Source organism: Shewanella ulleungensis (assembly GCF_014648315.1).
Taxonomy (GTDB): domain Bacteria; phylum Pseudomonadota; class Gammaproteobacteria; order Enterobacterales; family Shewanellaceae; genus Shewanella; species Shewanella ulleungensis.
The window spans coordinates 12,584-25,318 of record NZ_BMQW01000016.1 but is presented as its reverse complement, the minus strand read 5'-3'; the positions used below and the strand labels follow the sequence as shown (position 1 = coordinate 25,318).

Annotated in this window: 8 protein-coding genes and 2 tRNA genes; 8 read left to right on the top strand and 2 right to left on the bottom strand. The window is 43.7% G+C overall.

Translation table 11 applies throughout. From position 1 onward, the window contains the following. The first annotated feature begins 262 nt into the window (after nt 1-262). The 5 genes from ilvG to IEY40_RS19190 all read left to right on the top strand — a co-directional run bounded on the left by ilvG (nt 263) and on the right by IEY40_RS19190 (nt 7,103). Nucleotides 263-1,948, top strand: a complete 1,686-nt coding sequence (ilvG, locus tag IEY40_RS19210; protein ID WP_188959104.1) for an acetolactate synthase 2 catalytic subunit — start codon at nt 263-265, stop codon at nt 1,946-1,948. Further along, on the top strand, nt 1,945-2,202 hold the full coding sequence (ilvM, locus tag IEY40_RS19205; RefSeq protein ID WP_188959102.1) for an acetolactate synthase 2 small subunit: 258 nt from the start codon (nt 1,945-1,947) through the stop codon (nt 2,200-2,202). The genes ilvG and ilvM overlap by 4 nt, the downstream gene beginning before the upstream one ends. 80 nt (nt 2,203-2,282) lie before the next feature. Further along, nucleotides 2,283-4,142 (top strand): dihydroxy-acid dehydratase, encoded by a 1,860-nt coding sequence (gene ilvD / locus IEY40_RS19200; protein WP_188959100.1) that lies wholly within the window; start codon nt 2,283-2,285, stop codon nt 4,140-4,142. A gap of 1 nt (nt 4,143) precedes the next feature. Beyond that, on the top strand, nt 4,144-5,709 hold the full coding sequence (gene ilvA / locus IEY40_RS19195; protein ID WP_188959098.1) for a threonine ammonia-lyase, biosynthetic: 1,566 nt from the start codon (nt 4,144-4,146) through the stop codon (nt 5,707-5,709). A 257-nt stretch (nt 5,710-5,966) separates the two neighbouring features. After that, on the top strand, nt 5,967-7,103 hold the full coding sequence (locus IEY40_RS19190) for a pyridoxal-phosphate-dependent aminotransferase family protein (RefSeq protein WP_188959096.1): 1,137 nt from the start codon (nt 5,967-5,969) through the stop codon (nt 7,101-7,103). An 87-nt stretch (nt 7,104-7,190) separates the two neighbouring features. Here IEY40_RS19190 and ubiK read toward each other — a convergent pair whose 3' ends face one another. Beyond that, nucleotides 7,191-7,439: a ubiquinone biosynthesis accessory factor UbiK gene (gene ubiK / locus IEY40_RS19185; protein ID WP_188959150.1), complete on the bottom strand. Its 249-nt coding sequence runs from the start codon at nt 7,437-7,439 to the stop codon at nt 7,191-7,193. A gap of 140 nt (nt 7,440-7,579) precedes the next feature. Between ubiK and rep the strand changes: the two genes are divergently transcribed. Next, complete coding sequence (rep, locus tag IEY40_RS19180; protein ID WP_188959094.1) at nt 7,580-9,592, top strand: DNA helicase Rep; 2,013 nt, start codon at nt 7,580-7,582, stop codon at nt 9,590-9,592. Between the two features lie 61 nt (nt 9,593-9,653). Here rep and IEY40_RS19175 read toward each other — a convergent pair whose 3' ends face one another. Beyond that, the gene (locus tag IEY40_RS19175; RefSeq protein ID WP_188959092.1) at nt 9,654-12,278 is read right to left on the bottom strand and encodes a sensor domain-containing phosphodiesterase; all 2,625 of its coding nucleotides are present in this window, start codon (nt 12,276-12,278) and stop codon (nt 9,654-9,656) included. A gap of 252 nt (nt 12,279-12,530) precedes the next feature. Between IEY40_RS19175 and IEY40_RS19170 the strand changes: the two genes are divergently transcribed. Next, nucleotides 12,531-12,607 (top strand) — tRNA-Arg (locus tag IEY40_RS19170). A gap of 50 nt (nt 12,608-12,657) precedes the next feature. Continuing rightward, nucleotides 12,658-12,733, top strand: a tRNA-His gene (locus IEY40_RS19165). The last annotated feature ends 2 nt before the right edge of the window (nt 12,734-12,735 follow it).

The following is a 12,735-nucleotide window of genomic DNA, read 5'->3' as shown; positions in this document are numbered from 1 at the left end:
ACGAAAAAATATTAGAAACTTAGGATACAGTCAAAAACATGCTAAATCATGCAGCCATTCTCATTCTCGCGATTATTACCGTAGTGATTATTAAGTCACAGCGGGGGTGGCGTTTGGCAACTAGACTGACCTAAGAGTCACAAAGATTGCAAAAACCCCCGCTCCGAAAGGACCGGGGGTTTTTTACTTTTAAGCTAAGTAAAAATATCCAAATATTACACAGTAGAGCAAGCAGAATCATTGACGAAGTAGAGATGAAAATATGGAAGCAGGACAGAAAATGCGCGGCGCGGATGCGGTTATCAAAGTAATAGCAGCACATGGTGTTACCACAGTGTTTGGTTATCCTGGTGGGGCCATTATGCCCATTTATGATGCCCTCTACGGTAGCCCTGTAGAGCACTTGCTTAGCCGTCATGAACAAGGTGCTGCTTTTGCCGCTGTAGGTTATGCCAGAGCAAGTGGCAAAACCGGGGTGTGTTTTGCCACCTCAGGTCCAGGTGCCACAAACTTAATCACTTCGTTAGCTGACGCCCTGCTTGATTCTGTTCCACTGGTTGCTATTACGGGCCAAGTATCGACCAGCGTAATTGGCACCGATGCTTTTCAAGAAATCGATGTTCTCGGTATGTCTTTATCGTGCACCAAGCACAGCTTTATGGTCACCGATATCAATGATTTAATTCCGACGTTATATCGTGCTTTTGAAATTGCCGCAGAAGGCCGACCTGGTCCTGTTTTAGTTGATATCCCTAAAGATATCCAAATTGCTGAGCTTGAATATAAAACCCCGCTGCAAAGTGTTGCCGATGAACTGACTCCAACATTAACTGCTCTAGACGCTGCAGCAGCATTACTGACCCAAGCCAGTAAACCAATCTTGTACGTGGGCGGCGGTGTTGGTATGGCTGGCGCGGTTGCTCATTTACGTGAGTTTATCGATGTGAGTGGTATTCCTTCTGTTGCGACTTTAAAAGGATTAGGCAGTGTTGCCCATGGAACCAAAGGTTATTTAGGCATGCTGGGTATGCATGGGGGAAAAGGCGCTAATTTAGCAGTACAAGAGTGTGATTTATTAATTGTAGTTGGCGCGCGTTTTGATGACCGTGTCACCGGACGTTTAGCCAGCTTTGCAAGTAACGCCAAGGTATTGCATCTAGATATCGATGCTGCTGAAATAGGTAAATTACGCCAGCCAGATGTGGCTATTGCAGCAGAGCTTCGTCACGTACTACCCGCGTTAACCGCTGCAGTAAAAGGCAAAATGGTCATTAGTCAGTGGCAAGTAGAGGTTGAAGAGCTGTCGCGTAAGCATCAATGGAATTATCAACATCCTGGCGATTTAATTTACGCACCAGCTATGTTGCGCCGCTTAGCTAATAAGCTACCGGAAGACAGTGTTGTTGCATGCGATGTGGGTCAGCATCAAATGTGGGTTGCTCAGCATATGTGGTTTCGTCGCCCTGAAGATCATTTGTCTAGTGCTGGCCTTGGCACTATGGGATTTGGTTTGCCCGCGGCCATTGGTGCTCAAGTGGCTCGCCCAGATGCCACTGTAGTCACAGTATCAGGCGATGGCTCGTTTATGATGAATGTCCAAGAATTGACTACCATCAAGCGTCGTAAGCTTCCGGTAAAAATCTTACTGATAGACAATCAAAAACTTGGCATGGTGAAGCAATGGCAACAGTTATTTTTTGAAGAACGCTACAGCGAGACTGATTTATCTGATAACCCAAACTTTGTGTTAATGGCGTCGGCTTTTGATATTCCTGGCCGCACGATTAATCACGCTGACCAAGTAGAGCAAGCGTTAGACGAAATGCTCAATAGTAGTGGACCTTACATGCTGCACGTCTCGATTGATGATGCCTTTAACGTTTGGCCATTAGTTCCACCCGGAGCCAGTAACAGTGACATGATGGATCAAATGGAGAAGCAAACATGATGCATAATCTTGAAATAACCGTTCAACAACGTCCAGAAGTGCTAGAGCGTGTGTTGCGTGTCACTCGTCATCGTGGATTTAAAGTAACCAAAATGAATGTCTACATCAATGAAGATGCGAGTATGGCCGTTGATTTATGGGTTGAAGCAGAACGTGCCATTGAACTACTTAGCACTCAACTTGATAAGCTAATTGATGTAACACATTGCAAGGTGATGCCTGCAGTGTCTCTTGGACAAGCGGCTAACAGTTAAGCTTTCGTTATACATTATTTTTAGAGCGTTATTTGTGATTTCATAGGTAACGCGCACCACATTACACAAGGATATTTGCAATGCCAAAATTACGTTCAGCAACCAGCACCGAAGGCCGCAACATGGCAGGCGCCCGCGCACTATGGCGTGCCACTGGCGTAAAAGAAACCGATTTTGGTAAGCCAATTATTGCGATTGCCAACTCATTTACCCAATTTGTACCAGGACATGTGCATTTAAAAGACATGGGGGCACTCGTTGCCAGCGCGATTGAAGAAGTCGGCGGTATTGCTAAAGAATTTAATACTATCGCCGTTGATGATGGTATTGCTATGGGACACGGCGGTATGCTTTATAGTTTGCCATCACGTGAGCTTATTGCCGACAGCGTTGAGTATATGGTGAATGCGCATTGTGCCGATGCGTTAGTGTGTATTTCAAACTGCGACAAAATCACCCCTGGCATGTTAATGGCGGCGCTTCGATTAAATATTCCGGTGGTATTTGTATCAGGTGGACCAATGGAGGCGGGCAAAACCAAGTTGTCGAATCAAATCATTAAGCTTGATTTAGTCGATGCTATGGTAGCCGGTGCTGACACCAATGTCAGCGATGAAGACAGTAAGCAAATTGAACGTAGCGCCTGTCCTACTTGTGGTTCGTGCTCTGGCATGTTTACCGCTAACTCGATGAACTGTTTAACTGAAGCGTTGGGATTGTCATTACCGGGTAACGGTTCAATGCTGGCTACACATGCGGATCGCCGTGAACTGTTTTTAGAGGCTGGCCGTCGAGTCATGAAGCTAGCAGAACGTTATTACAAGCACGACGATGAAACAGCACTGCCACGAAATATTGCTTCATTTAAATCATTTGAAAACGCAATGGTATTAGATGTTGCCATGGGTGGGTCGTCTAATACTGTGTTGCATTTACTGGCAGCAGCGCAAGAGGCGGAAATTGACTTTACGATGGCAGATATTGATCGCATATCGCGCTTAGTGCCTCATTTATGTAAGGTTGCGCCATCTACACCTAAATACCATATGGAAGATGTTCACCGTGCTGGTGGCGTAATGGGTATATTAGGTGAGTTAGATCGTGCGGGGTTAATCCATAACGACGTACCTCATGTTGCAGCAGACAATGGCGGCGATTTAACATCAGTGTTAGCTAAGTACGATATTAAACAAACGAACGATCCTAAGGTTCTCCGTTTCTTTAGCGCTGGCCCTGCCGGCATTCCTACCCAAAAAGCCTTTAGCCAAGATTGTCGTTGGGACAGCGTAGATGACGATCGTGAAAATGGTTGTATTCGCTCGCGTGAGTTTGCCTTTAGTCAAGAAGGCGGCTTAGCAGTATTGTCTGGTAACGTTGCTGTTGACGGCTGTATCGTGAAAACGGCAGGTGTTGATGAGTCTAATCTAGTTTTTGTGGGCAGCGCCCGAGTGTATGAAAGTCAAGATGATGCCGTTGCGGGTATTTTAGGTGGTGAAGTGGTCGCTGGTGACGTAGTTGTTATTCGCTATGAAGGCCCTAAAGGCGGCCCAGGCATGCAAGAAATGCTTTACCCAACCACATACCTTAAATCGCGTGGTTTAGGCACTCAATGCGCATTGATCACTGACGGTCGTTTCTCTGGTGGTACATCAGGTTTATCTATTGGCCATGTTTCACCTGAGGCAGCATCCGGTGGCACGATAGCCTTAATTGAAAACGGCGATCAAATTGCGATCGACATTCCTAAGCGTAGTATTCAATTAAATGTCGATGAAGACGAGTTAGCTCGCCGTCGTCACGCTATGGATGCAAAAGGTCCGCTGGGTTGGAAGCCACTATCACGTGAACGTTATGTGTCATTAGCCCTAAAAGCCTATGCGTTATTAGCAACCAGTGCAGATAAAGGTGCCGTTCGCGATCGCACCAAACTGGAGGGGTAATATGTTGGCTTTGGCGTCTCAAACTCAATTAGATCTAGCGCATTATTATTTACAGAAAATTTTGCTGTCGTCTGTATACGATGTCGCTAAAGTGACGCCGCTGTCGAGCATGAATAAGTTATCCGCTCGCTTTGGTTGTCAGGTGTATTTAAAACGTGAAGACATGCAGCCTGTGCATTCATTTAAACTGCGCGGTGCATACAATCGTATCGCGGCACTCACGCAGGAAGAATGCGATAAAGGTGTGGTGTGTGCCTCTGCGGGGAATCATGCTCAGGGTGTGGCAATGTCGGCGGCCAGTCGTGGCATTGATGCCGTGATTGTGATGCCTAGTACCACACCAGACATCAAAATTGATGCCGTACGTCGTTTGGGCGGCAATGTAGTATTACACGGCCAGGCATTCGATCAGGCTAATGATTATGCTAAAAACTTGTCGGCAACCGAAGGGCGTGTCTACATCGCGCCGTTTGACGACGAAGCGGTTATTGCAGGTCAAGGCACTATTGCACTTGAGATGGTGCAACAACAACGTGATATTGAAGTGGTATTTGTGCCAGTGGGTGGCGGCGGTTTAATCGCAGGTATTGCTGCCTATTACAAAGCGGTCATGCCACAGGTCAAAATTATTGGTGTAGAGCCTGAAGACGCTGCGTGCTTAAAAGCCGCCTTAGAAGCCGATGAGCCTGTAACCTTAGCTCAAGTCGGTTTATTTGCTGACGGTGTAGCAGTTAAACGTATTGGTACTGAGCCTTTTAGGCTTGCACGCGAATATGTCGACGAAGTAGTGACTGTGACTTCAGATGAAATTTGCGCCGCAGTGAAAGATATTTTTGAAGATACCCGTGCGATAGCTGAACCCGCTGGCGCATTGTCAATTGCAGGTCTTAAAAAGTATATGAGCTTGCATGGCAACAGTAGTGACGCACCTAAAAAGGCAGCAGCCATATTAAGTGGTGCCAATGTGAACTTCCATAGTTTACGTTATGTGTCAGAGCGCTGTGAGCTTGGTGAGCAAAAAGAAGCGGTATTAGCGGTTAAAGTACCTGAAAAACCAGGCAGCTTTTTACGCTTTTGTGAGCTACTTGAAAAACGCCCAATGACCGAATTTAACTACCGATTCAGTAGTCGCGATATGGCGGTGGTGTTCGCCGGTATTCGTTTAACAGATGGCCAAGCAGAGCTGGCTGAGATTATTGCTAGACTCGAATCAGAAGGCTTTGAAGTACAAGATTTATCTCAGGATGAAACGGCTAAATTACATGTTCGCTATATGGTAGGGGGTCACCCACTTGAGCCGTTAGAAGAACGTTTATTTAGTTTTGAGTTTCCTGAACATCCTGGAGCATTATTGAAGTTTTTAACTACGTTACAAAGCAAGTGGAACATCAGCTTGTTCCATTATCGTAACCATGGCGCAGCATTTGGTCGTGTGTTGGCTGGTTTTGAAGTGCCAGCAACGGACGATGCTGCTTTTGCACAGTTTTTAACAGACTTAGACTTTGTCTATCAAGAAGAAACTCACAGCCTGGCTTACCAGTTATTCTTAAATAGAGCTAAGAGTTAAATGTGTTACCAGTTAAATAACGCTAATCAGTTACTTAACACTAAATAATTATCACATTGAGGTGATTTAGAGCCTCAATGTGATATTGTCAGGGCGCCTAAAACGAAAATATATTCGTAGGTGATGACCCACACCGCCAAAGTGTGATGCCATTAATGCATTACATGTCTGTGACGGGTTGCTTATATGTAGGGTAAATTTTCCATATGCGTGTAGCTTTACACATGCGTATACGACCTCATTTTAAGGAGACATTGATGTTACCCGTACCAACTATTCCAGCCTTTATGCCACCGCGCCGTACCCTAATGGGCCCAGGCCCATCTGATGTGTATCCTGAAGTGCTAGCTGCACAGTCGAGACCAACGATTGGTCACTTAGATCCACTTTTTGTCGGCATGATGGATGAGTTAAAAAGCCTTATTCAGTATGCTTTTCAAACCAAAAACGAAATGACCTTAGCGGTGTCTGCACCTGGTAGTGCCGGTATGGAAACCTGCTTTGTTAACTTGGTTGAACCTGGTGAAAAGGTCATTGTTTGCCGCAATGGTGTGTTTGGCGAACGTATGCGCCAAAATGTTGAACGAGTAGGCGGTATTGCTGTTGTCGTCGACAATGAATGGGGCGAGCCAGTGTGCCCTGACAAAGTTGAAGCTGCACTTGTGGCAAATCCAGATGCCAAGTTTTTAGCCTTTGTTCATGCAGAAACTTCAACTGGTGCATTGTCTGATGCCAAAACATTGTGCACGTTAGCGCAACTGCACGACTGTATTAGCATTGTTGATGCGGTAACCTCTTTGGGTGGTATTGAATTACTGGTGGATGAATGGGGCATTGATGCCATTTATTCTGGCAGCCAAAAATGCTTGTCATGTGTGCCGGGTTTATCACCTGTATCATTTTCACCTAAAGCCGTTGCTAAACTTAAAGCACGAACTACACAGGTACAAAGCTGGTTTTTAGATCAAACACTCGTTATGGGTTATTGGGGCAATAATAGCGGTGCGAAACGCAGTTATCACCATACAGCACCAGTGAATGCACTTTATGCTTTGCATGAGTCACTGCGCTTACTTGCCAACGAAGGCTTAGAAAATGCCTGGGCAAGACACCGTAAAATGCACCTGTTATTACGTGATGGTTTAACCGATCTAGGGTTTAAATTTGTGGTAGACGAAGCATCAAGATTGCCACAATTAAACGCGGTGTATATTCCTGAAGGTGTTGACGATGCTGCAGTGCGTAAACACCTGCTAGAAGAATATAATCTTGAGATTGGTGCTGGATTAGGTGCATTAGCAGGTAAAGCGTGGCGTATTGGTTTAATGGGCTTTGGTGCTCGCCGTGAAAACGTTGCCTTGTGCTTGCGCGCATTACAAGAGTCGTTAAACTAATCTGTTGTGATAACATTACGTTACCGACATAAAAAATGACGCTAATTAGCGTCATTTTTTATTGAACAGTATCTTTATTTATCTGTATTAGTCGGCGAGCTTCTTTTCTAATTCATTGACCTGTGCTTGCAAAGCTTCGAGCTTTTCACGGGTTTTAAGCAACACATGCTGTTGCACTTCAAATTCTTCACGCGATACCACGTCCAGTTTCATCAGTTGGTTTTGTAGTACTTGCTTGCTACGTTCTTCAAACTCACCCGCAAATTGCTTTACGCCGTTTGGTAAATTATCGCTAAGTTGTTTTGCGAGCTCTTCAATTTTCTTTGGATTAATCATCATGATCCCCTACTGATATATTGATCTAATTGTAACCGAGGTGAGCGTTTTTCCAAAACCAAAGTGTGATTTTCGTTAACCGTCATCAGTTGATTCTGCTATGATCCGCCTTCGTTTACGTTTAGTAAGGTGTGTTATTAATGAAACTCAATCCAGGGCAAAATGAAGCCGTACATTATGTCTCGGGTCCGTGTTTAGTGCTTGCGGGCGCTGGCAGTGGCAAAACACGTGTGATCATTAATAAAATCGCTTATTTGGTCGAAAAGTGCGGTTACAAAGCGCGGAATATAGCCGCGGTCACATTTACTAACAAAGCCGCCCGAGAGATGAAAGAGCGTGTTGCTCAGTCAATGGGCCGCAAAGAGGCACGTGGGTTGTGGATTTCGACTTTCCATACCTTGGGGTTAGAGATTATCAAGCGTGAGCATAAAGTGCTCGGTTTAAAAGCCGGCTTTTCATTATTTGATGACCAAGACACCTTTGCCTTATTAAAAGAGTTGACTCAAGATGAGTTAGACGAAGACAAAGATTTAATTAAAGCCCTTGCTTCGGCCATATCAAACTGGAAAGGCGGTTTGATTATCCCTCAACAAGCTCGCAGCTTGGTAAAGGATGAGCAAGGACAATTGTTTGCCATGTTATACCAACGCTATGCGCAGCACATGAAAGCCTATAATGCGTTAGATTTTGACGATCTGATTTTAATTCCTACTTTATTGCTGAGGATGAACGAAGAAGTCCGTACTCGTTGGCAAACTCGGATTCAATACTTGCTGGTGGACGAATATCAAGACACTAACACCAGCCAGTATGAGTTAGTCAAATTGTTAGTGGGTGAGCGCGCCAGGTTTACCGTAGTTGGGGACGACGATCAGTCAATCTATTCGTGGCGCGGTGCCGAACCACAAAACTTAGTGCTATTAGGCACTGACTTTCCAAAATTAAAACTGATTAAGTTGGAACAGAATTATCGTTCTAGTCAGCGCATTTTACGTGCAGCCAATATTTTGATTGCCAATAACCCTCATGTGTACGACAAGGCACTTTTTAGTGAGCTCGCTTATGGTGAGCCTCTGAGGGTATTAATTGCCGCTAACGAGGAGCAAGAGGCTGAGCGTGTGGTGGCTGAAATTATTCGCCATAAGTTTGTTGGCCGTACTCAGTTTGGTGACTATGCCATTCTATATCGGGGTAATCATCAATCGCGCTTATTAGAACGTGCGCTTATGACCAACCGTATTCCTTATAAATTAAGTGGCGGCACATCCTTTTTTGCGCGTGCAGAAATCAAAGACATTATGGCGTACCTGCGTTTGGTAGTGAATCCTGACGACGATAACGCATTCTTACGCGTGGTTAATTTACCTAAGCGTGGCATTGGTCCTGCAACCCTGGAGCGATTGGGTAATTTTGCCAATCAAAAACACATATCATTGTTTGAGGCTATTTTTGACGTCGAGCTTAATCATCATTTAGCACCTGCTGCGGTTAATTCACTTTATCAATTTGGTAAGTTTATTGTGGATACCGGTGAGCTTGCCACTCGAGGTGAGCCTGTCGAAGCCATTAAACAGCTTATTCGTAAAATTAATTATGAAGATTATTTATACGAAACCAGTACCAGTGCTAAAGCGGCTGAGATGCGGATGAAGAATATTTCAGAGCTGTATCGTTGGGTGACTGAAATGCTTGAAGGCGATGAACTTGATGAAGCCATGACATTACCTGAAGTCGTGACTCGTTTAACTCTACGCGACATGATGGAACGTAACAGCGAAGACGAGGGTGGCGATCAAGTGCAGTTAATGACCTTGCACGCATCGAAGGGGCTTGAGTATCCGTTTGTGTTTATGGTGGGTGTTGAAGAGCGTATTTTACCGCATCAATCGAGTATTGATGAAGATAATGTCGATGAAGAAAGACGTTTAGCTTATGTTGGCATTACAAGGGCACAGCGTGAGTTGTGGTTTGTGATATGCCGAGAGCGCCGTCAATTTGGCGAAACCATGCGTTGTGAACCGAGTCGATTTTTACTTGAGTTACCCCAAGATGATTTAATTTGGGAGAACCGCAAACCAGTACAAACAGAACAACAACGGGTTGAAACTAGCAAGAGTCACATTGCTAACATACGCGATATGTTTAAAAAGTAATACAAAGCATTGGTGATTGGTGATTGGTGATTGGTGATTGGTGATTGGTGGATCTTAGCAATTAAGCGCAGGATTTATGGGGCTTTTTTTTTTCGTTAAATAACTTACTAATAGCGCGACCTTGACCGCGCATATAGCCGAGTTCTAAAAACTGACGGACTTGTTGCTGCGTATCCACTGTGGTTGCGTACATTTCAAACTCTAGCGTTTGTGCTGTGAGTTGATAGGCTTTAACTAATTGCAATTGTTTATCGTTTAATAAATGCTTACTGATGTCATTATCGAGTTTCAACGCTTTTATAGGCAAGAAACTCAGGCAACTTAGAGAGCTGTAACCTGTACCATAACCATCAATACCAATTTGAACGCCTAACTGAGAGATAAGGTCGAAACCATTAATATGATTTTCAGTATCTTGCACCAGAGCTTTTTCGTTGAAAAACAGCATGAGTTTGTTGAGTTCAATATTGCTACTTTTAATGGTATTTTTGAGGTTGCGTAAAACAAACTTGTTTTTAATGTGGTGGCTACTAATTGATAAGTGCAGAGTGACATTTGGGTGATACTGCTGTTTGAGCCAATGATATTGATTACTCAAATGGGTAAAGATATAACCGTCTAAGTTCAGTGTCAGTTGATATTGTGCCGCTAAGCGTGTCATTTTAGCGTGTTCAATGATGCCGTGTTCTGGATGCTGCCATTCAATATGTGGTTCAATGGCAATGATTTCACCAGTTGTAAAGTCGACGACTTCCACGTAGTTAATATAAAAATCTTGCTGCTCAAGTGCTTTTTTAAAATCAATTTCAAGTTCATGCTGTAGCTTTGACTGCGCACTAAGTTGATCATCAAAAATAACGTAACAACCTTTGCCATTGGCTTTTGCTTGGTACATTGCAGCATCAGCATCGCGGAGTATCGATTCGCTGGTGACAAGCTTATTACGGCCGCTAAATGCGATACCAATACTGGCACCAGAAATAAATTCTTGTTTGGCCAGAGTATAGGGCACTGCTAGAGCTTGCAGGATGCGATCACTTACTTCGACGACATCATCTGTAGAATGAATTGAATCCAATAAAATAACGAATTCATCACCGCCCATTCTGGCCAGAGTGTCATTGTCGCGCACACATGATTTTAAACGCTGTGCCGTTTCAATTAAGAAGCGGTCTCCCTCTAGATGGCCAAATGAGTCGTTGATCAGTTTAAAGCGGTCTAAATCGATAAATAACAATGCAAATTGGTCTAAACCATGGCGGCGTAAGTGTTTTAATGCTTGGGACAATCGTTCCATTAAATAGCTACGATTAGGTAAGCCTGTAAGCCCATCGTGCTGTGCATCGTGTACGAGCTGATCTTCAATTTTGCGACGTTGATGAATTTCTTGCTGCAAATTATTGTTGAGTTCTGCCAACGCGCGAGTTCGTTCGACCACTTTATCTTCTAATAACTCGTGGCTACTTTTTAAAGACTCAACGGCTTGTTTGCGTTCGATGGCGTTGGCAATATGTTGAGAAACAAAAGTCAGCAGTTCTAAATCCTTTGATTGATAGATGTGTTCATCGTCAAGACTGTAAATGGTTAATGCACCTGCTACCTCGCCATTGATAAGCAGTGGAATACCAATCCATTGGTGCATTCTCTGTGTTTTATTTAGCTCTGGCGATTTAGAATAGATTTCGCCCATAGTGACCATGTTTGCAATGTCTTTGGCTGATAATAATCGGGGTAACTTATGGCGTAATATGTATTCAGTTAATCCATCCTGCATGGGGCGTGATGCTGGGTATTGTGCGGTCATTTGCGAAACATAAAATGGAAATGACAGCATGTTGTTATCATCAATTAATGAGATAAAACAATTATGCGCTGGGATTAATTGGCTGATAATAGAATGTAGGCGAAGATAGAAGTCTTCTTGCGGCACATTAGATGCGGATAAATCAGCTATTTCGAATAAGGTTTTTTGTAGCTTTTCGGCTTTAACTCGTTCTTGAACTTCAATCGTGACTTTATCGTAAGCTTGACTGAGTTCTTTGGTTCGTTCAGTAATAGCTCGCTCTAGTTGTTCATGATGCTCTAGTCGTTCCATTACACCTGAGATATGGTGGCATATGAAACCCATTAATTCTAATTCTAATTCACCGTAAGTATTGGCTTCATTATAACTTTGAACAACTAGTACACCACTTACTACATCTTGATTTTTGATTGGTACGCCAAGCCATTGATGACTGGGCGATCCTAAACTTTTAATGTCGCCACTGGCAATTAATTCGATAAACTTATTGTCGTCGCAAAGTAACGGCTCACCATTTCGCAGTACATACCCCGTTAATCCGCTATTCAGCAAAGAGGATATTTCTTGATCTGGGTAAAGCTCAGTTGGATGTGAGTCTTGCTGATCAGCAAAAAAGGGTAAACTGGTTAATCCGGTTTTGAGATCTCTAGAGGCAATAAAAAAGTTTTCTGCTGGGATAAGTTGTTGAAGATGCAAATGGACACGTTGATAAAAATCATCCAGTGATGTCACCTGAGTTGCGATGTTAGAAATGCCTAACAGTGCATTTTGGATAATTTCAGACCGTTTATATTTTTTAGCCAAACGTTTTAAGCGAGCAACCCTTTTTTGTAGGTGCTCGACACGCGGAAGTGTTGTTGAGTGACTAATTTTGGTATCCATATCCAGAGCAGGTGTTATCCCATTAATAATGTGAACAAATATTTTTGAACAATCATTATAATTACCATAAATATAAATGTGATCCAAGCGAAATAAATGTAAGTATAAAGTTAATAATTATGAGTGATGAGCAAAAAAGCACAAATACTTAGCATAAATGACTCAAAACTTAATCAGTCAGTTAAAAAAAGTAAATCAGGGCTAGACGTGAGAGTGTTTTATCCCTACTATATGCGTCGCTAACCAAGGCGAGCGCCCATAGCTCAGCTGGATAGAGCGTACCCCTCCGGAGGGTAAGGCCGAAGGTTCGAATCCTTCTGGGCGCACCATTCGGCAAGTACGTTATGTCGTAATTGGTTAGTAGAATTGAAATTCAGTGGTGATTGTAGCTCAGTTGGTAGAGTCCCGGATTGTGATTCCGGTTGTCGTGGGTTCGAGCCCCATCAGTCACCCCATT

Bases quoted from the DNA above. Each gene is read 5' to 3' on its own strand.
- IEY40_RS19190 (WP_188959096.1), top strand. From the start codon at position 5,967: ATGTTACCCGTACCAACTATTCCAGCCTTTATGCCACCGCGCCGTACC.
- IEY40_RS19175 (WP_188959092.1), bottom strand. From the start codon at position 12,278: ATGGATACCAAAATTAGTCACTCAACAACACTTCCGCGTGTCGAGCAC.
- ilvM (WP_188959102.1), top strand. From the start codon at position 1,945: ATGATGCATAATCTTGAAATAACCGTTCAACAACGTCCAGAAGTGCTA.
- ilvG (WP_188959104.1), top strand. From the start codon at position 263: ATGGAAGCAGGACAGAAAATGCGCGGCGCGGATGCGGTTATCAAAGTA.
- rep (WP_188959094.1), top strand. From the start codon at position 7,580: ATGAAACTCAATCCAGGGCAAAATGAAGCCGTACATTATGTCTCGGGT.
- ubiK (WP_188959150.1), bottom strand. From the start codon at position 7,439: ATGATTAATCCAAAGAAAATTGAAGAGCTCGCAAAACAACTTAGCGAT.
- ilvD (WP_188959100.1), top strand. From the start codon at position 2,283: ATGCCAAAATTACGTTCAGCAACCAGCACCGAAGGCCGCAACATGGCA.
- ilvA (WP_188959098.1), top strand. From the start codon at position 4,144: ATGTTGGCTTTGGCGTCTCAAACTCAATTAGATCTAGCGCATTATTAT.